The following is a 26932-nucleotide window of genomic DNA, read 5'->3' as shown; positions in this document are numbered from 1 at the left end:
GTCCCCCCCTCTCGTGCCCGGAGGTGTCGTCCCGGTGAAACCCCCAGGTGGCCGTACCCCCGTCATGGCGGACGTGGCCCGGCTGGCCGGAGTCTCCCACCAGACGGTGTCGCGCGTGGTCAACGGCCACCCCAACGTCCGCGAGGAGACGGTGCTCCGGGTGCGCGGCGCCATCGAGGAGCTGGGCTACCACCGCAACTCCACCGCGCGCGCCCTGGTCACCCGCCGCACCAACGTGCTCGGCGTCATCGCCTTCGACTCCACGCTCTTCGGCCCGGCGCAGACCCTGGCGGGGATCGAGCGGGCCGCGCGCGAGGCGGGCTACTTCCTGAGCATGGTCAGCCTCGACGACGTGTCGCCGGAGGGGGTGGTCGCGGCCGCCGACTACCTGATCCAGCAGTCGGTCGAGGGCTGCGTGGCGATCGCCCCCCAGCGCGCCCTGGTGGAGGCGCTGGCCGCGCTGCCCGGCCCCGGGCCCCTGGTCGCGGTCGAGGGCGGCGAGGGCTCGGGCCTTCCCGTCGTCTGCGTCGACCAGGTCCAGGGCGCCCACGACGCCGTCCGCCACCTGCTCGACCTGGGCCACGCGACCGTCCACCACGTGGAGGGCGACCCCCTGTGGCTGGAGTCCGCGGCCCGGGTGGTCGGGTGGCGCCGGGCTCTGGAGGAAGCCGGGGTGCCGGTCCCCGAACCGCTCCAGGGGGACTGGAGTCCCCGGTCCGGCTACGAGCTGGGCCTGGCGTTGGTGCGCAGGCGCGCCGCGGGGGAGCGCGTCACGGCGATCTTCGTGGGCAACGACCAGATGGCCATCGGCGTGCTGCGCGCGCTGCACGAGGCGGGCCTGCGCGTCCCCGGGGACGTCAGCGTGGTCGGCTTCGACGACGTCCCCGAGGCCGAGTACCTGACCCCGTCCCTGACCACCGTCTACCAGGACTTCGCCCAGGTGGGCCGGGAGAGCCTGGCGCTGCTGCTCGCCGAGATCGCCCGGGAGGGCCCCGCCGACCCCTCCGGGGCCGAGCGCCGGGTCGTCCCGGCGCGGTTGCGGGTGCGCGGCAGCAGCGGGCCCCCGCCGCCGTGACCCCCTGAGACCTCCCTGTCCGCCCCCTCACGGAGGAGCTTCCCTTGGTCCAGAATGTTAGCGCTAACGATTCATGTTCGACCGATCCGGTGGTCGTCGGGATCGACTTCGGCACCCTCTCCGGCCGCGCCGTCGTGGTCCGGGTCTCCGACGGAGCCGAACTCGGCTCCGCGGCCTCCACCTACCGGCACGGCGTCATCACCGCGCACCTGCCCGGATCGGCCGACCCCCTCGAACCGGAGAGCGCGCTCCAGCACCCCGAGGACTACCGCGAGGTCCTGCGCACCGCCGTCCCCGAGGCGCTGCGCGCCGCCGGGGTCGCGCCGGGGCGGGTCGTCGGCGTCGGCACCGACTTCACCGCCTGCACGGTCTTGCCGGTGACCGCGGACGGCACGCCCCTGTGCGAGCTGCCCGATCTGGCCCGGCGCCCGCACGCCTGGCCCAAGCTCTGGCGCCACCACGCCGCCCAGCCCGAGGCCGACGAGATCAACGCCCTGGCCGCCGGGCGCGGCGAGAAGTGGCTGGCCCGCTACGGGGGAAAGATCTCCTCCGAGTGGGAGTTCGCCAAGGCCCTCCAGGTCCTGCGCGACGACCCCGGCGTGTACGAGCGCACCGACCGCTGGATCGAGGCCGCCGACTGGATCGTGTGGCAGCTGTGCGGACACGAGACCCGCAACGTCGCCACCGCGGGCTACAAGGGCATTCACCAGGACGGCGCCTGGCCCTCGGCGGACTTCCTGGCCGCCCTCGACCCGCGCTTCGCCCGCTTCGCCGAGGACAAACTCGCCCACCCCCTGTCCCAGCTCGGAGAGCGCGCGGGCGGCCTCACCGCCCGGGCCGCGGCCTGGACCGGGCTGCCCGAGGGCGTCCCCGTCGCGGTCGGCAACATCGACGCGCACGTCACCGCCGCCACCGCCCAGACCACCGGCAACGGCCGGATGCTCGCCATCATGGGCACCAGCACCTGCCACGTCATGAACTCCGACGTCCTCGCCGAGGTCCCGGGCATGTGCGGCCTGGCCCACGGCGGCATCACCCCCGGAGCGTGGGGCTACGAGGCGGGCCAGAGCGGCGTCGGCGACGTCTTCGCCTGGTTCGCCGACTCCTACGTGCCCCCCGCCTACCACGACGAGGCCCGCGAACGCGGACTGTCGGTCCACGACCTGCTCTCGGCCCGGGCCGCCGACGCCGCGGTGGGAGAGCACGGGCTCGTCGCCCTGGACTGGCACAGCGGCAACCGCTCGGTCCTGGTCGATCACGACCTGTCCGGCGTGCTCGTCGGCCTGACCCTGGCCACCAGGCCCGAGGAGGTCTACCGGGCCCTGGTCGAGGCCACGGCCTTCGGCACCCGCACCATCGTCGGGGCCTTCGCCGACGCCGGGGTGCCCGTGCACGACCTGACCATCGGCGGCGGCATGGTCCGCAACCCCTTCGTCCTCCAGGTCTACGCCGACGTCCTCAACCGGCCGCTGCGGGTCGTGGCCTCCGAGCACAGCTGCGCGGTGGGGGCCGCCATCCACGCCGCGGTCGCCGCCGGGGCCCATCCCGACATCCACGCCGCCTCCGCCGCCATGGGCGGGGTGCGCGAGGAGACCGTCGACCCCGACCCGGCCCGGGCCGCCGCCTACGACGGGCTCTTCGCCCTCTACACCGAGCTCCACGACCACTTCGGCCGGGGCGGCAGCCGCAGCCTGCACCGCCTGCGGGCCCTGCGCAACACCGCCCTGGCCGCCGCCGCGAGCGGCGGGGAAGGAGTCTGATGACCGCCACCACGCCCACGGCCGTGCCCGAGGAGCACCGGGAGGAGGTGGAGCGCCTGCGCGCCCTGGTGTGCGCCCTGCACGCCGAACTGCTCCGGTGGAACCTCGTCACCTGGACCAGCGGCAACGTCTCCGCCCGCGTCCCCGGCACCGACCTGATGGTGATCAAGCCCAGCGGCGTCTCCTACGACGACCTCTCCCCGGCCGACATGGTCGTCTGCGACCTGGACGGCCGCCTGGTCGAGGGCGACCACAGGCCCTCCAGCGACACCTCCGCCCACGCCTACGTCTACCGCGCCCGCCCCGACGTCGGCGGCGTCGCGCACACCCACAGCCCCTACGCCACCGCCTGGGCCGCGCGCGGCGAGGCCATCCCCTGCGCCATCACCGCGATGGCCGACGAGTTCGGCGGCGACATCCCCGTCGGCCCGTTCGCCCTCATCGGCGGCGACGACATCGGCAGGGGGGTGGTCGCCACCCTGGAGGGCCACCGTTCGCCCGCCGTCCTCATGCGCGGCCACGGCGTATTCACCGTCGGAGCGGGCGCCAAGGCGGCGGTCAAGGCCGCCGTGATGTGCGAGGACGTCGCCCGGACCGTCCACATCGCCCGCCAGGGCGGCCCCCTCAGGCGCCTTCCCCAGGAGCACATCGACGCGCTCCACGACCGTTACCAGAACGTCTACGGCCAGTAAGGAAGAAGCACCGTGCCCGTACCCACGCCCCCCGCCACCGAGCACCCTCCCGTGCGAGCCCGCGCCCCCCGCGTCGGCCTGCTCGGCATCATGCAGCCGCTCTACGACGACATGATCCCCGGCATCACCGAGCACCAGGCGGCGTACGCGGCCCGGGTGGCCGAACGGCTCTCCGGCGTCGCCGAGTGGACCGTCGCCTCGCCGGTGCGCGGTCGCGCCGACGCCGAGGAGGCGATCCGCGGCTTCGAGGCCGCCGGACTCGACGGGGTCCTGGTCGTCATGCTCACCTACGGCCCCTCCCTGCGCGTCACCCGCGCGCTGAGCCGCACCCACCTGCCGCTGGCGCTGGCCAACATCCAGCCCGACCCCGCGGTCAGCCCGTCCTGGGACATGGACGACATGACCTACAACCAGGGCATCCACGGGGCCCAGGACACCGCCAACGCCATGGTGCGGGCGGGACTGCCCTTCGAGGTCCTCACCGGCGAGTGGCAGAGCCCGGAGTTCGCCGCGCGCGTGGACCGCTGGGCGCGGGCGGCCCGCGCCGTCACCGCCCTGCGCGGACTGCGGGTCGGCGTGTTCGGCTACCCCATGAACGGCATGGGCGACGCGCGGGTGGACGAGACCGCGCTGCTGCGCAGGCTCGGCCCCGAGGTCCACGTCATCGCGCCCGGAGCCCTGCACCGGACCATGGCCGACCTGCCCGAGCAGGCCGTGCGCGACCTCATGGACTGGGAGGACGGGGCCCTGGAGGTGGACGGCCGCCTGTCCAAGGAGGAGCGCGAGGACCACGCCCGCATGCAGCTGGGCATCGAACGGCTGCTGGAGGAGTCCGGGTGCGGCGCCTACTCCACCCACTTCGACGCGATCGGGGAGGACGGCCGCTTCGCCCGGCTGCCGATGGCCGCCGCCTCCACCCTGATGGCCCAGGGGTACGGGTTCGCAGGCGAGGGCGACGTCCTGGCCGCCTCGATCGTCTACGCCGGACACCAGCTCGCCGGGGACGGCCACTTCACCGAGATGTACGCGATGGACTTCCCCAGCGACTCCATCCTCATGAGCCACATGGGCGAGGGGAACTGGAGGATGGCGCGCGAGGACGAGCCCGTCCGGCTGGTCAAGCGCCCGCTGGGCATCGGCGGTCTGGGCGACCCGCCCACCATCGTGTTCCGCTACCGGCCGGGCCCGGCCACCCTGGCCTCCCTGGTCGCCCTCGGCGGAGAGGAGTTCCGCCTGGTCGTGGCCGAGGGAGAGGTCATCGACGCGCCCGAGCTGCCGTCCCTGGAGATGCCCTACGGCCAGTTCCGCCCCCAGACGGGCGTGCGGGCCTGCATGGACGCCTGGCTCCGCGCGGGCGGCACCCACCACATGGTCATGAACACCGGGGCGCGCGCGCAGGACTGGCGGGTCCTGTGCGAGCTGTCCGGAATCGAGTACGTCCGGGTCTGACCCGGGCACCAGGCGCCCCGGCGCGTCCACACCCCCCAGACGGAGGGCCCCGGGCGGGCCCTCCCGACCCCCCAGGCGCAAGGAGAACACCGTGCGCGAGGCAACCCCCCACCACCCCCCACCGCACGCCGCCCCCCGGGGGCCCGGACGCAGGGCCCTGCTCACCGGGGCCCTGGCCGCCGCAGGGCTGGCCGCCGCGGGCTGCGCGCCCCCCGACACACTGCTGTCCGGTGAGATCCGCCTGCGGCAGTGGAACCTCTTCGCGGGCGGCGACGGCCTGCGGATGATCGAGATGCACGACGCCTACCGGACCGAGCACCCGGAGGTCGACTTCCGGGCGACCACCTTCACCTGGGGATCCCCCTTCTACACCAAGGTCGCGATGGGCGCGGCGGGAGGGCGCGGCGCCGACGTCGCCACCGTGCACGTCTCCCGTCTGGAGAGCCTTGCCCCCGGGAGGCTGCTGGACCCGATCGACCCGGCGCTGCTGGCCGAGGCCGGGATCGACGACACCGTGATCCTGCCCAACATCTGGGAGAAGTGCTTCTTCGACGGACAGCTGTACGCGGTCCCCATCGACACGCACGTCCTGGTCCAGTACCACAACCTCGACGTGTGCCGCGAGGCCGGACTGCTCGACGCCGACGACAGGCTGGTCGAGGTCAACGGCCTGGACGACTACATGGCCATGCTCCGCGAGATCAAGGCGGTCACCGGGGCCTACGGCCTGTCGGTCGACACCTGGCAGCCCTGGCCCAACTTCTGGGCGCTCTACCGCCAACAGGACGGGGAGCTCGTCCTGGGCGAGGACGACTTCACCATGGACGACGACAAGGCCCTGGCGGCGATGGAGGTCATGTACCGGCTCTCCGAGGAGGAGTTGGCGCCCCGCCACTCGATGCTGGCCGACACCGCGGCCAACCTCTCCAACGGCCGGGCCGGGCTGATGATCCACGGCAACTGGGAGATCCCGACGCTGGAGGCCGCCGGAACGGCCTTCTCGGCGGGGCAGTTCCCCGACGTCTTCGGCAACCACCGCACCCGGGGCGACTCGCACTGCTACGTGTTCCCGCACCAGCGCGACCCCGACCCCGAACGGATCCGGGCCGCTGTCGGATACGCCGCCTGGATGCTGCGCCACAGCCTCACCTGGGCCGGGGGCGGCCACATCCCCGCCTACCAGCCCGTGGTCGAGAGCGCCGAGTACGAGGCGCTCACACCACAGTCCGAGTACCGCGAGGCGGCCGAGAACGTGCAGTTCGAGCCCGAGGCGTGGTTCAGCGGCTCGGCCGGGCGCCTCCAGGAGGAGGCCAACGGCCCGCTCACCACCCTCCACCAGGGGACCCAGACACCCGAACAGGCGCTGGAACAGCTCAAGGGAGCCATCCGCGACCTGCTGACCGTTCCGTCACCGGTGTGAGGGAGCCCGCCATGACCGCCCAGACCCCAGCGCCGCCCAGGGCCACGGCCCCCGGCCCCTCCGGCCGCGGCCTCGTGGACGTGCGCCGCAGGCCCGCCGTGTGGACCGGACTGTGGTTCGCCCTGCCCTTCCTCGCCTTCTACCTGCTCTTCCTCCTGTGGCCCGCACTCGTCGGGCTCGTCTACTCCTTCACCGACCGCAGCCTGGCCGGGGGACCGGTCTCCTTCGTGGGGCTGGACAACTGGCGGGAGAGCCTGACCGACCCCGACATGTGGGACGCGCTGTGGAACACCCTGTGGTTCACGGTGCTGAGCGTCCCCCTCATGGTCGCGCTGGCGCTCGCCCTCGCCCTGCTGACCGACCACGCCCGGCGCCTGGGGTGGTTCCTGAGGCTGTCGTTCTTCGCGCCGTTCGTGCTCCCGGTCGCGGTGATGACCCTCATCTGGAACTGGATGTACAACCCCAGCCTGGGCCTGTTCAACGGCCTCCTGGGACGGCTCGGGCTGGACGGCGTCGAGTGGCTCTTCAGCGAGGACACGGCGATGCTCTCGGTCGTCGTCGCCACCGCGTGGTGGCAGGTCGGCTTCAACTACCTGCTCTACCTCGCGGCCATGCAGTCGATCCCCAAGGACGTGTACGAGGCCGCCGCCATCGACGGCGCGGGCGCCTGGCAGCGCGTCGGCCGGATCACCCTGCCCCTGCTGGCGCGCACCACCGCGCTGATCGCCGTGCTCCAGCTCATCGGCTCCCTGCGCGTGTTCGAGCAGATCTACCTCATGACCTCGGGCGGCCCGAACTTCGCCACCAGGACCGCGATCCAGTACATCTACGACTCCGGGTTCGTGGGCCTGCGCATCGGACTGGCCTCCTCCATGGCCTACATCTTCATGGCCCTGGTCGTCGTCGCCTCCATCGCCCAGTTCCGCCTCTTCGCACGGAAGGAGGCCTGACCGGCCATGGCAGTTCCCACCGCACCCGCCGCGCCCCCCGAGGCCACCGCGCCCGCGCGGCGCGTCCACCGGCCCCGGCGCGCGCCCTCCCCCGGAACGATCGCCCTCCACACGGTCTCCGCCCTGGCCGGAGCCCTCTGGCTCATCCCCCTCCTGTGGGCCTTCGCCACCTCGGTCAAACCCGAGGGCGAGACCACCGTCATGCCGCCCTCCTGGCTCACCGACAACCCCACCTTCGAGGCGTACGCCCTCGTGCTGGGACGCGGGGACATCCTGCGCTGGACGGCCAACTCCCTCATCACCACGGTCATCGTCACCGCGCTCACCCTGGTGGTCTGCGTCCTGGCCGCCTACGGTTTCTCCCGCTTCGACTTCCGCGGCAGGCCGTGGCTGTTCACGCTCGTCATCGGCGGCATCCTCATCCCGCCGCAGACCCTGATCGTGCCGCAGTTCGTCCTGATGACCCAGCTCGGACTGGTGGACACCTACTGGGGGGTCGCGCTGCCGCAGGTGGTCGCGCCGGTGTTCGTGTTCATCCTCAAACGCTTCTTCGACGCCATCCCCCGCGAGTACGAGGACGCGGCCAGGATGGACGGCGCCGGAGCGCTGCGCGTCCTGTGGAACGTGATCCTGCCCCTGTCGAGGCCGGTCCTGGCCGCGGTCGGCATCTTCGCCTTCATCGGCGCCTGGAACAACTTCCTGTGGCCCTTCCTGGTCACCAACGACCCCGAGATGATGACGCTCACCGTCGGGCTGGGCACCGTGGCCGGACAGTACGGGGTCCAGTACGCCCAGGTCATGGCCTCGGCCGTGCTGGGAGCGGTCCCGCTGCTGGTCGTCTTCCTGCTCTTCCAGCGCCACATCGTGACCGGTGTGGCCGGAGCGGGCATCAAGGGCTGACCCCCCGTCCGACCCCCACCATCCAAGGAGAACGCATGCTCCGAGCCTCCGTCACCGTCGATCCGGCGCAGACCGTCTCCCCCGTGCACCGCCGCGTCTTCGGCTCGTTCGTCGAACACATGGGCCGCTGCGTCTACACCGGCATCTACGAACCCGGGCACCCGACGGCCGACGCCGACGGCTTCCGCCGCGACGTCGCCGACCTGGTCCGCGAACTGGGCGTCACCACCGTGCGCTACCCCGGCGGGAACTTCGTGTCCGGGTACCGCTGGGAGGACGGCGTCGGCCCCAGGGACCGCCGACCGGTCCGCCGCGACCTGGCCTGGCACAGCATCGAGACCAACCAGTTCGGCCTCGACGAGTTCGCCGCCTGGTGCCGCGGCCTGGACATCGAACCGATGATGGCGGTCAACCTCGGCACCCGCGGCCTGGCCGAGGCCCTGGACCTGCTGGAGTACTGCAACCACCCCGGCGGCACCCACCTGTCCGACCAGCGCGCCGCCAACGGGCACCCCGAACCGCACGGCATCCGCATGTGGTGCCTGGGCAACGAGATGGACGGCCCCTGGCAGATCGGCCACCTCGACGCGCGCTCCTACGGGCGCAAGGCCGGGCAGGTGGCGCGCGCCATGAGGATGGCCGACCGCGACCTCGAACTGGTCGTCTGCGGCAGCTCCGGATCGGCCATGTCCACCTTCGGCCAGTGGGAGGCCACCGTCCTGGAGGAGACCTACGATGCGGTGGACCACATCTCGCTGCACGCCTACTACGAGGAGCGTGACGGGGACCTGGCCGACTTCCTCGGCTCGACAACGGACATGGACCACTTCATCGACTCCGTCGTCTCCACCGCCGACGCCGTCGGCGCGCGCCTGCGCGATCCCAAACGCATCCAGCTCTCCTTCGACGAGTGGAACGTGTGGTACCTGAGCCGCCACCAGGCCCTGGCCGCCGCACAGCCCGCCGACGACTGGCAGGTGGCGCCCCGCGTCATCGAGGACCGCTACAACGTCGCCGACGCCGTCGTCGTGGGCAACATGCTCATCAGCCTGCTCCGGCACGGTGACCGGGTCACCGCCGCCAGCCAGGCCCAGCTCGCCAACGTCATCGCGCCGATCATGACCGAGCCCGGCGGCCCCGCGTGGCGCCAGACCATCTTCCACCCCTTCTCCCTGACCGCGCGGGCCGCCCGCGGCCGGGTGCTGCACACCGGCGTCACGGCGCCCCGGTACACGACCGCCAGCCACGGCGAGATCCCGCTCCTGGACGCCGTCGTCACCTTCGACGAGCGGGAGGGCACCGCGTCGCTGTTCGCGGTCAACCGCTCCACCGACCATCCCCTCACCCTCGACGCCGACCTGCGCGGCCTGGCCCCGACGGCCGTCACCGACGCCCGGACCCTCAGCGACGACGACCCCTACGCCCACAACACCATGGACGCCCCCGACCGGGTCGTCCCGCGACCGGCCGGGGACGTGACCCTGGACGGCGGCAGGCTCTCCGCCCTCCTGCCCCCCGTGTCCTGGTCCGTCATCACCGTCTCGACCGACCGGAAATGACCGGGCGGAACTGACCGGCCCTCCGGCGCGAGCCCGCGCCCGGACAACGCCCAGAAAGGCGAACGCATGACCCCCCACCCCCGACGCACACCCCTTCTGGCAGCCGCGCTGTGCGGCACGCTCCTGCTCACCGCCTGCGGAGGCGTCGGCGACGCCGCGCGGCCCGAGGGCGACGCCGGCGTCGTCGGCATCGCCATGCCCACCCAGTCCTCGGAGCGCTGGATCAACGACGGCGAGAACATGGTCGCCGAGTTCGAGGCCCGCGGCTTCGGCACCGACCTCCAGTACGCCGAGGACGTCGTCGAGGACCAGGTCGCCCAGATCGAGAACATGATCACCCGGGGCGCCGACGTCCTGGTCGTCGCCTCCATCGACGGCGAGGCCCTCGGCGACGTGCTCGACATGGCCGCCTCCAGCGACATCCCCGTCATCGCCTACGACCGCCTCATCCGCGGCAGCGAGCACGTCGGCTACTACGCCACCTTCGACAACTTCCAGGTCGGCGTCCTCCAGGGCCAGTACATCGTGGACTCCCTCGACCTGGAGAACGAGGAGGGGCCCTTCCACATCGAGCTGTTCGGCGGCTCGCCCGACGACAACAACTCCTCCTACTTCTTCGACGGGGCGATGTCGGTCCTCCAGCCCCACATCGACGACGGCCGCCTCGTCGTCCGCAGCGACCAGACCTCCATGGAGCAGATCGCCACCCAGCGCTGGTCCGGCGCCATCGCCCAGGACCGCATGGACAACCTGCTCAGCGCCCACTACTCCGAGGAGGAGCTGCACGCGGTCCTGTCGCCCTACGACGGCATCAGCCTCGGCGTGATCGAGTCCCTGCGGGCGGTCGGCTACGGCAGCGAGGAGCGGCCGCTGCCCGTCATCACCGGCCAGGACGCCGAGGCCGCCTCGGTCCGGTCCATCATCGCCGGGGAGCAGACCCAGACCGTGTTCAAGGACACCCGGGCACTGGCCGAGCAGACGGTCGACATGGTCGAGGCCGTGGTGCAGGGCGAGGAGGTTCCGGTCAACGACACCGAGAGCTACGACAACGGGGTCAAGGTCGTCCCCTCCTACCTGCTGGAGCCCGTCTCGGTGGACGCCGACAACTACCACGAGGTCCTGGTCGGCAGCGGCTACTACGAGGAGTCCGAGCTCCAGTGACGACGGAGAAGAGGCGGCCCGCCCCCCGGAGCGGGCCGCTCCTGACGATGCGCGACATCCGCAAGGACTTCCCCGGGGTGCGGGCCCTGGACGGGGTGTCGCTGAGCGTCGGCCACGGCCGCGTCCACGCCCTGATGGGGGAGAACGGCGCGGGCAAGTCGACGCTGATGAAGGTGCTCAGCGGGGTCCACCCCACGGGCTCCCACAGCGGCGAGATCCTCGTGGACGGGCAGCCCTGCGCCTTCTCCGGCGTGGCCGACAGCGAGCGCGCGGGCATCGCCATCATCCACCAGGAACTCGCCCTCATCCCGCAGCTGTCCATCAGCGAGAACGTCTTCCTCGGCCACGAGCAGGCCCGGTACGGCGTCCTGGACTGGGGCGCCACCCACGCCCGGGCCCGCGAGCTCCTGCGCCGGGTCGGACTGGACGAGAACCCGGCCACGCCCGTCGCGGCGCTGAGCGTGGGCGCAAGACAGCTCGTGGAGATCGCCAAGGCCCTGGCCAAACGGGTGCGGCTGCTCATCCTGGACGAGCCCACCTCCGCGCTGAACGAGGCGGAGAGCACCCGGCTGCTCGAACTCCTCCTGGACCTGCGCGACCAGGGCGTCACGTGCATCCTCATCTCGCACAAGCTCGGTGAGGTGGTGCGCGTCTGCGACGAGGTCACCATCCTGCGCGACGGCCGCGCCATCGAGACCCTCGCCGTGGAGCGCGACGCCGACGGGACCCCCTCGGTCGACGAGGACCGCATCATCCGCGGGATGGTCGGCCGCGCACTGGACCAACGCCACCCCCCGCGCACCGGCGAGATCGGCCGGGTGCGCTTCGAGGTCCGGGACTGGACGGTGGACCACCCCACCCAGGCCGGACGGCGCGTGGTGGACGGGGTCGGCCTGACCCTGCGCGCCGGGGAGGTCGTGGGCATGGCCGGCCTCATGGGCGCCGGGCGCACCGAGTTCGCGATGAGCCTCTTCGGCCGCTCCTACGGGCGCCACGTCCGCGGCACCCTGCTCAAGGACGGCGTCGAACTCGCGACCCCCAGCGTCGCCGACGCCATCCGCGGCGGCCTCGCCTACGTGCCCGAGGACCGCAAGTCCCTCGGCCTGATCCTCGACGACGACATCCGCCACAACACCACGCTGGCGGCCCTGGACCGCGTGTCCGCGCGCGGTGTCCTCGACCCCGGGCTGGAGGCGGTGGAGGCCGCCCGGATGAGCGAGAGCATGCGGGTCAGGAGCCAGGGCACCACCCAGACCGTGCGCACCCTCAGCGGCGGCAACCAGCAGAAGGTCGTCCTGGGCAAGTGGATGTTCACCCGGCCCGAACTGCTGATCCTCGACGAGCCCACCCGCGGCATCGACGTCGGCGCCAAGTACGAGATCTACCTGATCGTCCGCCGCCTCGCCGCGGAGGGCGCCTGCGTGCTGCTGATCTCCTCCGAACTCCCCGAGATCCTCGGCATGTGCGACCGGGTCTACACGATGTGCGAGGGGCGCATCACCGGAGAGGTCCCCGGGGAGGGGGCCGACCAGGAAACCCTCATGAGACTGATGACGCGAACCGGGGGACACCCGTGAAAGAGCCCACCGCAACCTCCCGACTCTCCCGGCTCGGCGGCGCGCTGACCCGCGGGAACTCCCGCCAGTACGGCATGGCCGCCGCCCTGGTGGCCATCATCGTGCTGTTCCAGATCCTCACCGGGGGCCTGCTCCTCACCCCGCTCAACGTCACCAACCTGATCATGCAGAACTCCTACATCCTGATCCTGGCGATCGGAATGATGCTGGTCATCGTCACCGGCCACATCGACCTCTCGGTCGGCTCGGTGGTGGCCTTCACCGGCGCGGTGTCGGCGATCATGCTGACCACCTGGGGGCTGCCCACGGTCGTGGTCGTGCCCGTGGCCCTGCTGCTCGGCGCGCTCATCGGCGCCTGGCAGGGCTTCTGGGTGGCCTACGTGCGCGTCCCGGCGTTCATCGTCACCCTCGCCGGGATGCTCGTCTTCCGCGGCGCGACCCTGGCCGTTCTGGGCGGGGAGTCCGTGGCTCCGCTGCCGCCCTCCCTGCGCAACATCGCCAGCGGGTTCCTGCCCTGGCAGGCCGGGGACGGCCTGCACCTGCCCACCCTGCTGCTGGGCGCGGCGGGGGCCGCCGCCCTGGTGTGGATCCAGTGGCGCTCGCGCGCCCGCTCGCTCGGGTACGGGCTCCCGGTCCAGTCCGCGCCGGTCACCGCCGCCTCCTCGGCCGTGCTCGTCGCCGCCATCCTGGCGTTCACCTACGTGCTCGCCGACTACAACGGGCTGCCCGTCGTGGGCGTGCTGCTCGTCGCGCTCATCGCCGGGTACTCGTTCGTCATGCGCTCCACGACCATGGGCAGGCGGGTCTACGCCGTCGGCGGCAGCGAGCAGGCCGCCGCGCTGTCGGGGATCCGCACCCAGCGCACCACGTTCTGGGTGTTCGTCAACATGGGCGTGCTCTCGGCGCTGGCCGGGCTCGTCTTCACCGCCCGGCTCAACGCCGCCACGACCGGCGCCGGGACCATGTTCGAACTCGACGCCATCGCCGCGGCCTTCATCGGCGGCGCCTCCGCCTCCGGGGGCGTGGGCACCGTCGTCGGAGCCGTCATCGGCGCCCTGGTCATGGGCGTGCTCAACAACGGCATGTCCCTGATCGGCCTGGGCGTGGACTGGCAGCAGCTCATCAAGGGGCTGGTGCTGCTCCTGGCGGTCGCCTTCGACATCTACAACAAGCGCCGTGTCAGCGCCGGGCCCGTCACCGTCTCCGTCTCCCCGTCCTCCTTCGGGACCCGACGGGACGGGGGCGGGGCCCAGGGTTCGCCGCCCACGGCGGACCGGGCACGGGCCTCCTCCTGAGAGGGCACCCTCCGGGAGGTCCGGAGCCCTACTGGTAGCCCCGGATCTCCCGGAAGACCTGCTCCAGGTCCTGCTCGCGGGCGTCGAACACCCGGCCGCCCGTCAGCTCCGCCAGCTCGGTCATCTCCGGCACGTCTGACTCCCCGAACAGCACCGTGAACACCGGCACCTCCGCCACCGCGTCCGACCGCGCCGCCAGCGAGTCCCGGAAGCCGTCGAGTCCCACGCCCCGGTTCACCTCGCCGTCGGTCATCAGCACCACCGACATCAGGGGTTCGTCGTCCGTGCGGGCCCCCTCCTCCAGCAGCCCGTACGCCCGCACCAGGGCGTCGTAGGCGGCCGTGTCGCCCTCGGCCTCCAACCCCTCCACCGCCGCGGACAGGTCCGCGTTGACCTCGTCCACCGAACCCGTCTCCACCACGAAGGTCAGCGGGTCGGCGGGCCACGTGGAGAACGGCAGCAGCGTCACCACCTCCCGCTCCTGGAAGGACTGCGTGCTCCGCGCCAGGGAACCGCCGTCCGCGCCGGTCAGCGCGCCCAGGGCCGACTGGAGTTCGGCGAGCCGGCCGCCCTCCATCGACCCCGACACGTCCAACACGTACACGGTGCGCGCCGGGCGGCGCAGCGAGGCCGAGTAGTCCGCCACCAGGCCGTCCACGACCGCGCGGCTCGCCGGGAACGGCAGTTCCACCAGCGAGGGCACCGCCGGGGACAGCTCGGCCCCGGCCGTGACCGGGCGCCGCCGCGTCCGGTCGGCGATCTGCTGCTGCGTCCCCTCCGACGTCAGGTCCTCCACCAGCCGCCCGTACCCGTCCAGCGCCTGCTCGGAGGGGTCCGACAGCAGCGTCAGCGGGTAGTCGGCCGTCACCACGCCGTCGGCCGGGTACACGACCGTCAGGGGCTCCTCCAGCGCACCGGAGGCGTTCAGCGACAGGATCACCGACTCGTAGTTGACCAGCCCGTCCACCGGCCTGCCGCCCTCCGCGCGCCGCACGAACGCGTCCGTGAGCCACCCCGACGACCCCGCCGTCACCTCCTGGCCCGCGAAGAACTCCGCCAGCTCCGGCCCCACCCGCTCCACGTCCTCGGAGCGCAGCGCCGCGCCCGTGTCGGCCATCGCCGAGGCCACCCCGATCAGTGCGGAGAAGCCCGAGTTGGAGGCGCCCGGGTTGGTCATCCCGTAGGTGAAGTCCTCCTCCGTGACCGCCCGGTGCACGTCTGACCAGGTCACCTCCGCGCCCTCGTCCCACCCCAGCTCCCGCGCGCGGTCGGCGGTCACGCCCAGCACCACCGGGGAGACCATGACCGGCGTCTCCACGTGCACCGCCGACCGGCCCTCGCCGTCCAGGTTGAGGTAGCGGTTGGAGGCGAACCACACCGCGTCGTACTCCCCGCCCTCGCCCTGCCGGTCGCCCGCGGCGATCCGTGCCATGCCGTCCAGCGTGCCGGTGTACTCCAGCTCCACCGTCACCCCGGTGCGTTCTCCGGCCTCCTCCAGCAGCGGCTCCAGGTCGGCGATCTCGCTCCCGGCCAGGATCCGCAGCGTCACGTCCGGGTCCGACCCCGGGGCGGAGCAGCCCGCCGCCGCCAGGGCCGCCGCGAGCACCGCCGCGCACGCGCCGCTGACCCCGCGGCCCCTGCGGACCCCGCGGCTCCTCCCGGTCCCCGTTCCAGCCGCCATCGCCGTCCCGCCTCCGTGTCCGCCCGCCATGTCCTAGCCCCCGCCCCCCGCGCCGCCGTCGCGTACCGACGCGTCGGGGGCGGGCGGGCGCATCCCGTTGCTGGTGTAGGAGTCCTCGATCCCCGTCAGCAGGGTCTCCAGGACCTCGTAGGTGGGCGTGTTCACCACGTCTCCCACCCGGACGCGCACCGGCAGCCCGTGCTCGGCCACCAGGTCCTCGAACTGGGCGCCGCCCTCGGTGCGGAACCCGTGTGCCGCGGCCAGCTCCTGGAGCCGCGGGTCCTCGGCGAGCAGGCGGCCGACCGCGTCGCCCGCCTCCGTGAACGGCACGACGGTGTGCACCGCGTACACGGTCGGCCCCGGGTAGAGCACCACCGCGTCGTCGGCGAGCGCGGGCCCGTTGACCATCGCGTTCACGTACTGCGCCTCGTAGGCCCACAGCAGCGGCGTGTGCCCCGACCCCAGGTCGCGGTACTGGTCGAAGGGCTGCTGGGAGGACTCCGGCGGCTGGCCCTGGGCGAGGAACAGGCGCGACAGCGTCCCGGTGAGCTCCTCGTCCACCCCGCCCGGCGCGACTACCTCCTCACCGTTGAGCAGGTAGGACAGGGCCGCCACGTGCATCGCCGCCGAGTTGGAGGTGCGCGGGTCGGTGGTGCGCACCAGCACCTCGTTGCGGTTGCTGGAGCCGACCGCGTCCCCGGGCAGGTCCCGCCAGCGGGTGCGCTCCTCGGTCAGCTCCAGGTAGGCGGCCAGGTCCAGCGACCACGTGCCGTCCTCGGCCTGTTCGGCGACCCCGGCGCCCTCCAGGGCGTCCACCATCGGCTGGTAGCTCAGCAGGACCATCGGGGTGCTGAAGGGGCGGTACTCGGTGGAGATCCCGTGCCGCTCGCGCACGTGCTCGGAGGCCGGACCCGAGCCGGGGGAGACGAAGTCGGCGCCCTCGGCGTCCTCGGCCATCAGGCGCGAGCCCCGGGGGCGCACCCGCACCTCGTACCCGAGTTCGGCGAAGCGCTCCACGACACGCTCGTCCTCGAACAGCTCCACCTTCTCCGAGCCCACCACACCCTCCACGAGGGCCGTGCCGCCGCCGGTCAGGCGGTTGACCACGACGAAGCCGAGCGCCACGGCCAGGGCCACCGCGAGGACCGAGGCGACCACGACGAACCAGAAAGCGCCGCGGCCGGACGTGTGGGGGAGTCCGCGCACCTGTGCCGAGCCTCCTCGGGGAACCGGTCATCGGGGGAGCCCGATGGTCCCAGGATCCACCGGCGCGGAGCCGACCGGCAGGTGGCCGTCCGGTGGCGCGACGGGAAAACCCGGGCGCTGGCGCCTTCGCGGTGTGGGACAGGCGTCTTCGCGGCGCGGGGGCGGGGGTGGGCCCGGGGCGGGCCTGTGGACGGCGGTCGCGACGTCGGCGGAGCGAACTACCCTGGAGACCGTGGCAGGCCGGATCAGAGACGAAGACATCGCCCTCGTACGCGAGCGCGCGCCCATCGCCGACGTGATCGGCGAGTACCTCCAGCTCCGCAACGCCGGGGGCGGGTCGCTCAAGGGCCTGTGCCCCTTCCACGACGAGAAGTCCCCCTCCTTCAACGTCACCCCCTCCAAAAATCTTTGGTACTGCTTCGGCTGCGGAGAGGGCGGGGACACCATCTCCTTCCTCCAGAGGATCGACAGCCTCAGCTTCACCGAGGCCGTCGAGACGCTCGCCCGCCAGGTCGGCATCACCCTGCGCTACGAGGAGGGCGGCCGCAGCTCCGCCAGGCACGACACGGGCAAGCGCCAGCGCATGCTCGACGCCCACCGCGCCGCCGCCGAGTTCTACGCCGAGCAGCTCCTCTCCCCGGGCGCGGTCACCGCCCGGCGCTTCCTGGACGAGCGCGGGTTCAACCGCACGCACGCCGAGCACTTCGGCCTCGGCTACGCCCCCGCCGGATGGGAGAACCTCACCGCGCACCTGCGCCGCAAGGGCTTCACCGACGCCGAGCTCGTCGAGGGCGGCCTGGCCAGCCAGGGCCGGCGCGGCGCCTACGACCGCTTCCGCAACAGGCTGCTGTGGCCCATCCGCGAGGTCACCGGCGAGGTGGTCGGCTTCGGCGCCCGCAAGCTCGACCCCGAGGAGGACGGGCCCAAGTACCTCAACTCCCCCGAGAGCCCCGTCTTCCACAAGGGACGGCTGCTGTACGGGCTCGACCTGGCCAAGCGCAACATCGCCCGGGAGGGCAAGGCGGTCATCGTCGAGGGCTACACCGACGTCATGGCCTGCCACCTCGCCGGGGAGGACACCGCCGTGGCCACCTGCGGCACCTCCTTCGGCGAGGACCACGTCAAGATCCTGCGCCGCATGCTGCTGGGCCGCACCAACCAGAGCGGCAAGGTCGTGTTCACCTTCGACGGAGACAAGGCGGGCCAGAAGGCGGCCGTGCGCGCCTTCGCGGAGGAGCACGGGTTCGCCTCCGAGACCTTCGTCGCCGTGCAGCCCGACGGGCTCGACCCCTGCGACCTGCGCCTCCAGCACGGGCCGCAGGCCGTGGTCGACCTCGTCAAGGACGCTGCCCCGCTGTACGAGTTCATGATCCGCAACGTCATGGAGAGCTACGACCTGTCCACCCCCGAGGGCAGGATGGCCGCCCTGGACGCCGCCGCCCCGGTGGTCGCCAGCATCCGCGACGAGGGCGTACGCCGCGACTACGGCAGGAACCTGGACCGCTGGATCGGCATCCTGGACGAGGCCTTCGTGCTGCGCCGGGTCAACCAGCACATGCGCGGCGCCCGGGGCCGCGGCCCCGGGCCGCGGACGGCCCCCGCGCGGCCCGTGCCCACCCCGGACGCGCAGGAGGCCCCCTACAACGTGGGCGACCCCTCCGTGCAGCGCGAGCGCCAGGCGCTCAAGATCGCCCTACAGTCCCCCTCACTGGCCGTGGGCTTCGACGCGTTCACCGAGGAGGACTTCACCGTTCCCCAGCACAGGGCCGTGCTCGAGCTCATCACCGCCGCGGGCGGGGTGGCCGCCGCGCACGATCCCGCCGCGTGGGTGAACGGCCTGCGCGAGGCCGCCCCCAATGACACGCAGCGTGATTTCCTCACCCGTTTGGTGGTGGAACAGCTGGAGTTCTACGGAGAACTCGACGAACATTACGCCCGGCAAATACTGGGCACAATCAAGACTCATTCCATCAACCGGCGCGAGTCAAACCTGAGATCGGAACTGTCCCGTCTGGAGGGAACTCCCCAGGTGGAGGAACAACAGCGTCTGCTGACCGAACTCATGGCGCTCCAACAGCAAAAACGCGCTCTCCAGGAGATGTGACGGGGCGGTATGTAGCACCGGGGTGACAATAGTAGTTCTCCCTTCCGAGGTACCCGAAAGGGCACAATGGGCGGGTGGCTCCAACAGTTGTGACCAACGAAACTCCGCCCATTCGACAGGTGGTCCGGCTGCTCCCCGACACGGGGTCGGTCATCGGCGTGGAGGTCTCGGGACCCGACGACACCGGTCCCGAGGACGCCGGCCCCGTCACCGACGGCGGCAGGCGCTCCGGGTCGGACCTGGTACGCCTCTACCTGCGCGAGATCGGCCGGGTACCGCTGCTGAGCGCCGAGCAGGAGGTCGAACTGGCCAAGGCGATCGAGGTCGGCCTCTACGCGCAGCACTGCGCGCCCGACGAGGGCGTGCGCACCGCGGAGGAGCTGGCCTGCCTGGTCGAGGAGGGGCGACGGGCGAAGAGGCGCCTGATCGAGGCCAACCTGCGCCTCGTGGTGTCCATCGCCAAGAGGTACATGGGCCGCGGCCTGCTCCTGCTCGACCTGGTCCAGGAGGGCAACCTCGGCCTGATCCGGGCCGTCGAGAAGTTCGACTACGGCAAGGGCTTCAAGTTCTCCACCTACGCGACGTGGTGGATCCGCCAGGCCATCACGCGGGCGATTGCCGACCAGGCGCGCACGATCCGCGTCCCCGTGCACATGGTCGAGACGATCAACAAGATCGTCCGGGTCCAGCACCAGCTGCACCAGCAGCTCGGCCGCGAACCCAGCGTCGAGGAGATCTCCACGGCAGCCGGGTTCGTCGGCCAGCGCGTCCTGGAGATCCAGCGGATCGCCCGGGAGCCCGTCTCGCTCCAGTCGCCGATCGGCGAGGAGGAGTCCGACTTCGGCGACTTCATCGAGGACGCCGACGCGGTCGCCCCGGTCGAGGCGGCGGCCTTCACCGTCCTCCAGGAGCAGCTGGGGGCCATCCTCGGCGGTCTGTCCGACCGCGAGCGGCGCATCATCCGGCTGCGCTTCGGGATGGCCGACGGCCACCCGCACACGCTGGAGGAGGTGGGGCGCGAGTTCGGGGTGACCCGTGAGCGCATCCGCCAGATCGAGGCCAAGACCCTGGCCAAGCTCCGCCACCCCTCGCGGGCAGGGAGCCTGCGCGACTTCATCCGCACCGACTGAGAGCGTCCGCCGGTGGGCGCTGGGTCCGGTCCGGCCGGAACCGAAGGGTGCTGAACTGCGGCGCATGGGTCGGCGGTCACCACCAACGCGTGGGCCGCCCCCAGGGTTCCCGTCCGGCGGACGGTCGGCCTGATGTGGCCGACCTGGTGTCGACCCGCCGCACCCGGCGCGCCCGGCGTCTAACGTCGTAGGAGTGAGAGCCACGCCAGCCCCGCCGGGCGACGCACCGACCCCGCGGCGCCGCCCCCTGCTCGTCCTGGGTGCGGTCGTGGCCGCCGCGGTGCTGATCACGGGGGTCTTCGTGACCGCGACCGGAAGGAACCCCGAGCGACTCGGGTACTTCGCCGACTGGAACGTGGCCAACCGCGGCTACACCGTCAAGGAGCTGGAGGACAGCGGAGCCCCCGAGCACCTGACCCGCCTGATGTGGGCGTTCGGTGACATCAGCGCCGAGGGCCTGTGCCACGTCCCGGGCACCCACGACCAGCCCTGGGAGCTGTACCAGCGCCGCTACGACGCGGACCAGAGCGTCAGCGGGCAGGCCGACGAGTACGAGCAGGAGCTCGCGGGCAGCCTCAACCAGCTGCGCCAGCTCCAGGAGAGGCATCCCCACCTGAGGGCCAGCCTGTCCCTGGGCGGCTGGAACTGGTCCACGCACTTCTCCACCGCGGCCCGCACCCCCGAGTCCCGGGAGGCCTTCGTGTCCTCCTGCCTGGACCTGTGGCTGCGCGGCGACCTGCCGGTGTTCGAGGGCGAGCCGCAGGGCGGCGACGGGGTGGCCGCCGGGATCTTCGACGGCATCGACCTGGACTGGGAGTGGCCCGGGGGAGCGGGCCACCCGGACAACGTGGAGCACCCCGACGACGCGGCCAACTTCACCCTCCTGGCGGCCGAGTTCCGCCGCCAGATGGACGCGCTGTCCCGGGAGACCGGGGAGGAGTACGTCCTGTCCGCGTCGCTGCCCGGCGGGGCCGCGGCCAGCGAGGCCTACGACGCGCGGGTCTTCGAGCACCTGGACTTCGCCACCGTGCAGGGCTACGACTTCGCCGGCCCGTGGAGCGAGCGGACCGCCTACCACTCCAACCTGTACACCTCCGACGCCGACGCCAACAGCGTCGACCGGGCCGTGCGGCGCTACGTGGACCTGGGCGCGCCCCCGGACCGGCTCGTGATGGGTGTTCCGGCCTTCGGCCGCGGCTGGCAGCTGGAGGACCCCTCCGAACCCGGGCCGGGGCAGCCGGTCGCCGGGCCCGCCGAGGACCGCTACGACGGCCCGACCATGGCCTTCTCCGAACTCCAGGAGATCGAGGGCCCCCGCGCCCTGGACGAGGAGGCGGGCGCCCACTGGGTCCTGGACGGCGACGAGTGGTGGACCTACGACAACCCCGAGGTGATCCGCCTCAAGGGCGAGTACGTGCTCGAACGGGGGCTGGGCGGGCTCATGGTGTGGAACCTGGACATGGACCCCCGCGGTGAGCTGGTGCGGGCCATGGACGAGTCCCTCGGGGGCTGAGCCCCGGGGCGTCAGGCGCGGGCACCGGTCCCGGGGGGAACCGGACACCGGGCCCGCGGCAGTCCGGACAGCGGACCTGGGAGGGGCGGGCGCCCGGCTCCGGACGGCGCGGCCGGGCAGTGCGGCCGGGCAGCGCGGCACGCTTGCGGCGCCGCGGCCGCAGCCGCCACGCTGGCACCATGGCCGACCCGCACAGCAGCACCACAGCCCGAACCGACGTCGCCGCCCTGCGCCGAGACCTGGAGAGCCGCGTCCGGGGCACGGTCGCCTTCGACGCGGGGACACGCGCCCTCTACACCTCCGACGCCTCCAACTACCGCCGCGTCCCGCTCGCCGTGGTGGTCCCCGAGACCGTCGAGGACTGTGTGGCGGCCGTCCGCGCCTGCGCCGAGCACGGGGTGGCGATCGTCCCCCGGGGCGGCGGCACCTCCATCGCGGGCAACGCCATCGGCACCGGCGTCGTCATCGACACCTCCCGCCACCTGCGCGCCATCGAGGGCATCGACCCCGTGGCGCGCACCGCCACCGTGCAGCCCGGCGTCATCCTCGACGACCTGCGCCGCGCCGCCGCCGGGTACGGGCTCACCTTCGCCCCCGACCCCTCCACCCACAGCCGCTGCACCGTGGGCGGCATGGTCGGCAACAACGCCTGCGGCTCCCACTCGGTCGCCTGGGGCACCACCGCCGACAACATCGTCTCCCTCGACGTGCTGCTCAGCGACGGGACCCGGCTCACCGTCGGCTCCGGTGGCGACGACGAGGAGCACCGCGCCCTGGCCGCGCGCCCCGGACGCGAGGGCCAGATCCACGCCGCCCTCGCCCGCCTCGTGGACGCCCACCGCGCCGAGCTGCGCACCGCGATGCCCGACTTCCGCCGCCGCGTGTCCGGCTACTCCCTGGACCGCCTGCTGCCGGAGAAGGGCCGCGACGTCGCCGCCGCCCTCGTGGGCACCGAGGGCACCTGCGTGTTCGTCCTCGGCGCCACCGTGCGCCTGGTCGAGTCGCCGCCCGCCCGCGCCCTGGCCGTCCTCGGCTACCCCGACGCCCCCGCGGCCGCCGACGCCGTCCCCGACCTGCTCGGCCACCGCCCGCTCACCGTCGAGGGCATCAACCACCGCATGGTCGCCTCCCTGGACCGGTTCGGCTCCGGCTCGCGCGTACCGCTGCCCGAGGGCGGCGCCTGGCTCCTGGTGGAGGTCGCCGGGAAGGATCCCGCGGACGCCGCCGACGCCGCGGAGGGCATGCTCGCCGCCCTGTCGGGCGCCTCCCGCCCCAGTGACGCCCTCGTCGTCTCCGACCCCGCCCACCAGAAGGCGCTCTGGCGCATCCGGGAGGAGGGCGCCGGGCTCACCCAGCGCACGCCCTCCGGGGCCGAGGCCTGGTCGGGCTGGGAGGACGCCGCGGTGCCGCCCGAGAACCTGGGCGACTACCTGCGCGACTTCGAGGCGCTCATGGAGCGCCACGGCCGCTTCGGCGTGGTCTACGGCCACTTCGGCGACGGCTGCCTGCACGTGCGCATCGACTTCGAGCTCACCACCGAGCGGGGCCGCCGCGAGTACCGGGAGTTCATGGAGGAGGCCGCCGACACCGTGGTCCGGCACGGCGGCTCCCTGTCGGGCGAGCACGGCGACGGCCAGGCGCGCTCGGAGCTCCTGGCCCGCATGTACCCGGCCTCCCTCGTCCGTGCCTTCGGCGAGTTCAAGCGGATCTGGGACCCCGCGGGCCTCATGAACCCCGGCATCATCGTCGACCCGCTGCCCCTGGACGCCGACGTCCGGGTGGCCGCCGTCCCCGGCCTCTCCGGTTCCGGTCCTTCCGTCCCCGGGTCTTCCACCGCATCCCGCAGCCCCCGAACGACGCCTCCGGAGCGGTCCGGCCCGGTGCTGCCGCTGCTCTCGCGGGCCGAACTGGCCTACCGCGAGGACGACGGCGACCTCGCCAAGGCGCTGCGCCGCTGCTCCGGTGTGGGCAAGTGCCGCCGCCAGGAGGGGCCGGGCGTGATGTGCCCCAGCTACCAGGTCACCCAGGAGGAGAAGCACTCCACCCGCGGCCGCGCCCACCTGCTGTTCGAGATGGCCAGCGGCGACGTCATCACCGACGGCTGGCGCTCGGAGGAGGTGCGCGAGAGCCTGGACCTGTGCCTGTCCTGCAAGGGCTGCCTGAGCGACTGCCCGGTCAACGTGGACATGGCCTCCTACAAGGCCGAGTTCCTGCACCAGCACTACCGGGGCAGGGTGCGCCCGGCCGCCCACTACTCCATGGGCTGGCTGCCCCTCTGGGCGCGCCTGGCCTCGCTCGCCCCGGCCGAGGCCAACCGCGCCACCCGGCTGCCGGTGGTGTCGCGCCTGGCCAAGAGGGTCGCGGGGGTGGCCGCCCAGCGCGACCTGCCCTCGTTCGCCCGCACCACCTTCACCCGCGCGTTCCGGCGCCGCGCCGCGCGCGGACAGGCCCGTACCGGCGGACCGAGGGTGGTGCTGTGGCCGGACACCTTCGGCAACCACCTCAACCCGAACGTGCCCGCGGCCGCCGTGCGCGTGCTGGAGGACGCCGGGTTCACCGTGGTGCTGCCCCGGGGACAGGTGTGCTGCGGTCTGACGTGGGTGTCCACCGGACAGCTGGACACCGCCCGCGCGGTGATGCGCCGAGCGGTGCGGGCGCTGGAGCCGCTGGTGGAGGAGGGGCTGCCCGTGGTGGGTCTGGAGCCCAGTTGCACCGCCGCGCTGCGCCACGACCTGGTCGAGCTGCTCCCGGGAGAGCGGAGCGAGCGGGTGGCCGCGGCCGTGCACACGCTCGCGGGCTTCCTCAACGAGTACGCGCCCGACTGGCGGCCGCCCCGGATCGCGGCCTCGGCCCTGGCGCAGGTGCACTGCCACCAGCACGCGGTGATCGGCTTCGACGCCGACCGCGAGCTGATCGCCCGCGCGGGGATCGACGGCGAGGTGCTGGACTCGGGCTGCTGCGGACTGGCGGGCGACTTCGGGTTCACCGAGGGCCACTACGAGGTGTCCGCGGCCATCGGCGAGCGCGAACTGCTGCCCCGGGTGCGCGGCGCCTCCCCGGACACGCTGGTGCTGGCCGACGGCTACAGCTGCCGCACCCAGATCGAACAGGGGGCGGGCCGCCGGGCGCTGCACCTGGCCGAGGTGCTGGCGCGGGGGCTGGCGGAACGCGACGCGCGGGAGCCCGCCGGGCGACCCGACCGTGTGTGACGCCTGTTGTGTCCTGGGAAGCGTGTGACCCTGCCGACATCCCCGGGGGGTTCCCGCAGTTCCGGACCACCCCGGGGACACGGCCGGTCGGTGGCCGAGAGACCGAGCCTTTCGCGGGACCGCGGCCGTGGCTAGGGTGACCGTGCGTTCCGGCGCGGGCCGCGCCCGTGACCCCCGCCGCGTCCCGCGGACCGGGCCCCGCCCCGGGCGCGAGCACCTACTGTAGGCGTCGTCCCGCCCGCGCGGCGGGACCGCCGACCACCAGGCGGCGGGCCACCCCACCGCCGCGGAACGGGGTTCCTCCATGTTCACACCCACCGGGCTCCGCGCCGCCGCCGTCGGCCTGACGGCGCTCCTGGCCGCGGGCTGTGCGAGCCAGGGCGGCGGCGACGAACTCGCCTCCTCCACCTCGGACACCTCGGACACCGCCTCCGAGGCGACCGCGGCCGCCTTCGACGGCTTCCCCGAGGGCACGTTCGACTACCAGCTCGGCGCCTCCTACGCCCCGCCCTCGGGCGTCGGCACGGTGGTGCGCGACTCCACCTCCGAACCGGCGGAGGGGATGTACTCCGTCTGCTACGTCAACGGCTTCCAGACCCAGCCCGGCGACCTGGAGTGGTGGCTCGAGGAGCACCCGGACCTGATCCTGCGCGACGCCTCGGGCGAGCCCGTCGTCGACGAGGACTGGCCCGACGAGCGCCTCCTGGACACCTCCACCGAGGACAAGCGCTCCGACATCGCCGACATCCTCGCCGAGACCGTCGCCGCCTGCGCGGACAAGGGCTTCGACGCGGTCGAGTTCGACAACCTGGACTCGGACCTGCGCTCCCAGGGCCTGCTCACGGTCGACGACAACCTCGCGCTGGCCGCCGAGCTGGTCGGGCTCACCCACGGACACGGCATGGCCGCGGGCCAGAAGAACTCCGCCGAGGTCACCGAGCGCGCCAGGGAGGAGGTCGGCTTCGACTTCGCGATGACGGAGGAGTGCGCGGTGTGGAACGAGTGCGAGGCCTACACCGACGTCTACGGCGACGCCGTCCTGGCGGTGGAGTACCCCGAGGCACTGGAGGAGGAGGGGATGACCTTCGAGCAGGCCTGCGCGGCTCCGGGCGCGCCCTCCCGGATGATCCTGCGTGACCTGGACCTGGTCGGCCCCGACCACGGGGACTACCTCTTCGAGACCTGCTGACCGTTCCCGACTCACTCGGTGCCGGGCGCGCGGAACCCCCTCAGCCGCCCGGCACCGGCCGGGCGCTGGGAAGGCGTCTTCGGGGCACGGCTCACACGCCCATCTGGTCGTGGAGGGCGTCCAGGGCGCGGGAGACGGCTTCGGGCAGGCGCGGGTCCCGCTGGTCCACCCCCTCGCCCAGGTGGATGCGCCAGACCACGTCGGCGCCACCGGGCGGCCGCCGCGCCACCAGGCGAAAGCCCGTGGAGGAGTCCGTGCCGGGGAAGGGCACGAAGCGGTTGACCAGGATGGTCGCGGTGACCCGCTCGGAGACGGTCTCGGCCAGGCGGCGGTAGTCCACGCCGTCGGAGCCTGGGTCCGAGCGCAGCCGCACCGTGTGCTCGCCCGTGCCCTCCTCCAGGAAGGTGAAGGTGTCGGGGCTCCAGCTGGCCTGGTCGATGTCCTGCCAGGGCACCGCGCGCCCGTCGGGCAGGTGCAGGGCCCGCGTGGTGGCGGCCAGGACGGGCGCCGCCTCCCCGGCCGGGGAGGCGACGGGCGCGTGGGCCAGCACGCGCTCGCCCCGCTCCAGCCGGGCGCGCAGCGCCGCGGGTACACCCCTGGAGAACAGGGCCACTAGCGGTTCCCGCCGTTGCCGGGGGAGCCGTTCTCCTCCGGAGGCTGGGTGCCGTTGGACCTGTGGCTCTCCCACTCGACGAGTTCGATCTCCTCGTCGGTGGGCCGCGCGAGGAAGTCGCGCACGGACGTGACCGGCATCTTGTCCACGGCCTTGTCGTAGACGGTGCGGCCCGCATTGCTGACCTGGGCGCCGACGAGGCCGGCGACCTCCTGGACGACCGGGCTGTCGGCCACCTTGCGCGCGGTGCGCGCGAGCTGCTCGTAGCGGGCCCTGCCCGCCCGTGCTCCCAGGACGTAACCGATGGCGAGTCCGGCGGCGAACGTGATCCGGTAACGCATGGTCTACCTCTTCACCCTTTGGAGACGATCGGCGTGATCCGTGCTCGACGTTACCCCGTCGCGACTCCGCCACACATGCCGACACCGGTCACGAGCACTCCGCGGGGA

20 protein-coding genes are annotated in these 26932 nt (G+C 72.8%); 16 read left to right on the top strand and 4 right to left on the bottom strand.

Annotation, left to right across the window (positions count from 1 at the left end; all coding sequences use genetic code 11):
* Positions 1-64: 64 nt before the first annotated feature.
* From ACSIH6_RS16340 to mmsB, 11 genes are all read left to right on the top strand, one after another.
* Positions 65-1075 carry a LacI family DNA-binding transcriptional regulator gene (locus ACSIH6_RS16340; protein WP_435109187.1) on the top strand — a complete coding sequence of 337 codons (1011 nt, stop codon included), beginning with the start codon at positions 65-67 and terminating at the stop codon, positions 1073-1075.
* An 89-nt stretch (positions 1076-1164) separates the two neighbouring features.
* Positions 1165-2835, top strand: a complete 1671-nt coding sequence (gene araB, locus ACSIH6_RS16335) for a ribulokinase (RefSeq protein ID WP_435109186.1) — start codon at positions 1165-1167, stop codon at positions 2833-2835.
* Complete coding sequence (locus tag ACSIH6_RS16330) at positions 2835-3527, top strand: L-ribulose-5-phosphate 4-epimerase (RefSeq protein ID WP_435109149.1); 693 nt, start codon at positions 2835-2837, stop codon at positions 3525-3527. The genes araB and ACSIH6_RS16330 overlap by 1 nt, the downstream gene beginning before the upstream one ends.
* A gap of 12 nt (positions 3528-3539) precedes the next feature.
* The gene (locus tag ACSIH6_RS16325; protein ID WP_435109148.1) at positions 3540-4976 is read left to right on the top strand and encodes an L-fucose/L-arabinose isomerase family protein; all 1437 of its coding nucleotides are present in this window, start codon (positions 3540-3542) and stop codon (positions 4974-4976) included.
* Positions 4977-5067: 91 nt separating this feature from the next.
* Positions 5068-6396, top strand: a complete 1329-nt coding sequence (locus ACSIH6_RS16320) for an extracellular solute-binding protein (RefSeq protein WP_435109147.1) — start codon at positions 5068-5070, stop codon at positions 6394-6396.
* A gap of 11 nt (positions 6397-6407) precedes the next feature.
* Positions 6408-7346: a carbohydrate ABC transporter permease gene (locus ACSIH6_RS16315; RefSeq protein ID WP_435109146.1), complete on the top strand. Its 939-nt coding sequence runs from the start codon at positions 6408-6410 to the stop codon at positions 7344-7346.
* Positions 7347-7352: 6 nt separating this feature from the next.
* Complete coding sequence (locus ACSIH6_RS16310) at positions 7353-8246, top strand: carbohydrate ABC transporter permease (protein ID WP_435109145.1); 894 nt, start codon at positions 7353-7355, stop codon at positions 8244-8246.
* Positions 8247-8281: 35 nt separating this feature from the next.
* The gene (arfA, locus tag ACSIH6_RS16305; protein ID WP_435109144.1) at positions 8282-9805 is read left to right on the top strand and encodes an arabinosylfuranosidase ArfA; all 1524 of its coding nucleotides are present in this window, start codon (positions 8282-8284) and stop codon (positions 9803-9805) included.
* Positions 9806-9871: 66 nt separating this feature from the next.
* Positions 9872-10966, top strand: coding sequence for a multiple monosaccharide ABC transporter substrate-binding protein (gene chvE / locus ACSIH6_RS16300; RefSeq protein WP_435109143.1), 1095 nt, complete (start codon positions 9872-9874; stop codon positions 10964-10966).
* A 47-nt stretch (positions 10967-11013) separates the two neighbouring features.
* Positions 11014-12543 (top strand): ATP-binding cassette domain-containing protein, encoded by a 1530-nt coding sequence (locus tag ACSIH6_RS16295; RefSeq protein WP_435109185.1) that lies wholly within the window; start codon positions 11014-11016, stop codon positions 12541-12543.
* Entirely contained in the window at positions 12540-13838 is a 1299-nt protein-coding gene (gene mmsB / locus ACSIH6_RS16290) for a multiple monosaccharide ABC transporter permease (protein WP_435109142.1), read from the top strand. Before ACSIH6_RS16295 ends, mmsB begins: the two co-directional genes overlap by 4 nt.
* A 28-nt stretch (positions 13839-13866) precedes the next feature.
* Here mmsB and ACSIH6_RS16285 read toward each other — a convergent pair whose 3' ends face one another.
* Both ACSIH6_RS16285 and ACSIH6_RS16280 read right to left on the bottom strand, forming a co-directional pair.
* A complete protein-coding gene (locus ACSIH6_RS16285) occupies positions 13867-15519 on the bottom strand; it encodes a substrate-binding domain-containing protein (RefSeq protein ID WP_435109141.1) in 1653 nt (550 codons plus the stop codon).
* 33 nt (positions 15520-15552) lie between these two features.
* Positions 15553-16725 carry a hypothetical protein gene (locus tag ACSIH6_RS16280; protein WP_435109140.1) on the bottom strand — a complete coding sequence of 391 codons (1173 nt, stop codon included), beginning with the start codon at positions 16723-16725 and terminating at the stop codon, positions 15553-15555.
* A gap of 232 nt (positions 16726-16957) precedes the next feature.
* On the opposite strand from ACSIH6_RS16280, the gene dnaG reads away from it, so the two are divergent.
* The 5 genes from dnaG to ACSIH6_RS16255 all read left to right on the top strand — a co-directional run bounded on the left by dnaG (position 16958) and on the right by ACSIH6_RS16255 (position 25870).
* Positions 16958-18829 carry a DNA primase gene (gene dnaG, locus ACSIH6_RS16275; protein WP_435109139.1) on the top strand — a complete coding sequence of 624 codons (1872 nt, stop codon included), beginning with the start codon at positions 16958-16960 and terminating at the stop codon, positions 18827-18829.
* 119 nt (positions 18830-18948) lie between these two features.
* Positions 18949-19959, top strand: coding sequence for an RNA polymerase sigma factor RpoD (gene rpoD / locus ACSIH6_RS16270; RefSeq protein ID WP_435109184.1), 1011 nt, complete (start codon positions 18949-18951; stop codon positions 19957-19959).
* Positions 19960-20152: 193 nt separating this feature from the next.
* The gene (locus ACSIH6_RS16265) at positions 20153-21472 is read left to right on the top strand and encodes a glycoside hydrolase family 18 protein (RefSeq protein WP_435109138.1); all 1320 of its coding nucleotides are present in this window, start codon (positions 20153-20155) and stop codon (positions 21470-21472) included.
* A gap of 179 nt (positions 21473-21651) precedes the next feature.
* On the top strand, positions 21652-24681 hold the full coding sequence (locus ACSIH6_RS16260) for an FAD-binding and (Fe-S)-binding domain-containing protein (RefSeq protein ID WP_435109137.1): 3030 nt from the start codon (positions 21652-21654) through the stop codon (positions 24679-24681).
* 304 nt (positions 24682-24985) lie between these two features.
* Positions 24986-25870, top strand: coding sequence for an endo alpha-1,4 polygalactosaminidase (locus ACSIH6_RS16255; RefSeq protein ID WP_435109136.1), 885 nt, complete (start codon positions 24986-24988; stop codon positions 25868-25870).
* A 91-nt stretch (positions 25871-25961) separates the two neighbouring features.
* On the opposite strand, the gene ACSIH6_RS16250 is transcribed toward ACSIH6_RS16255, so the two are convergent.
* Positions 25962-26483, bottom strand: coding sequence for a hypothetical protein (locus ACSIH6_RS16250; protein ID WP_435109135.1), 522 nt, complete (start codon positions 26481-26483; stop codon positions 25962-25964).
* On the bottom strand, positions 26483-26824 hold the full coding sequence (locus ACSIH6_RS16245) for a hypothetical protein (RefSeq protein ID WP_013151819.1): 342 nt from the start codon (positions 26822-26824) through the stop codon (positions 26483-26485). The genes ACSIH6_RS16250 and ACSIH6_RS16245 overlap by 1 nt, the downstream gene beginning before the upstream one ends.
* Positions 26825-26932: the final 108 nt, after the last annotated feature.

The sequence above is a fragment of the Nocardiopsis synnemataformans genome (genome assembly GCF_965343085.1).
Classification (GTDB): Bacteria; Actinomycetota; Actinomycetes; order Streptosporangiales; family Streptosporangiaceae; genus Nocardiopsis; species Nocardiopsis alborubida.
Note: the sequence above shows the minus strand (reverse complement) of the source record. Positions and strands in the feature narration are given on the sequence as shown.

What these genes read in the sequence shown, in the direction of transcription:
- ACSIH6_RS16340 (WP_435109187.1), top strand. Translation starts at nt 65, where the DNA reads ATGGCGGACGTGGCCCGGCTGGCCGGAGTCTCCCACCAGACGGTGTCG.
- ACSIH6_RS16330 (WP_435109149.1), top strand. Translation starts at nt 2,835, where the DNA reads ATGACCGCCACCACGCCCACGGCCGTGCCCGAGGAGCACCGGGAGGAG.
- ACSIH6_RS16315 (WP_435109146.1), top strand. Translation starts at nt 6,408, where the DNA reads ATGACCGCCCAGACCCCAGCGCCGCCCAGGGCCACGGCCCCCGGCCCC.
- ACSIH6_RS16310 (WP_435109145.1), top strand. Translation starts at nt 7,353, where the DNA reads ATGGCAGTTCCCACCGCACCCGCCGCGCCCCCCGAGGCCACCGCGCCC.
- arfA (WP_435109144.1), top strand. Translation starts at nt 8,282, where the DNA reads ATGCTCCGAGCCTCCGTCACCGTCGATCCGGCGCAGACCGTCTCCCCC.
- chvE (WP_435109143.1), top strand. Translation starts at nt 9,872, where the DNA reads ATGACCCCCCACCCCCGACGCACACCCCTTCTGGCAGCCGCGCTGTGC.
- ACSIH6_RS16295 (WP_435109185.1), top strand. Translation starts at nt 11,014, where the DNA reads ATGCGCGACATCCGCAAGGACTTCCCCGGGGTGCGGGCCCTGGACGGG.
- ACSIH6_RS16285 (WP_435109141.1), bottom strand. Translation starts at nt 15,519, where the DNA reads ATGGCGGCTGGAACGGGGACCGGGAGGAGCCGCGGGGTCCGCAGGGGC.
- ACSIH6_RS16260 (WP_435109137.1), top strand. Translation starts at nt 21,652, where the DNA reads ATGGCCGACCCGCACAGCAGCACCACAGCCCGAACCGACGTCGCCGCC.
- ACSIH6_RS16255 (WP_435109136.1), top strand. Translation starts at nt 24,986, where the DNA reads ATGTTCACACCCACCGGGCTCCGCGCCGCCGCCGTCGGCCTGACGGCG.
- ACSIH6_RS16245 (WP_013151819.1), bottom strand. Translation starts at nt 26,824, where the DNA reads ATGCGTTACCGGATCACGTTCGCCGCCGGACTCGCCATCGGTTACGTC.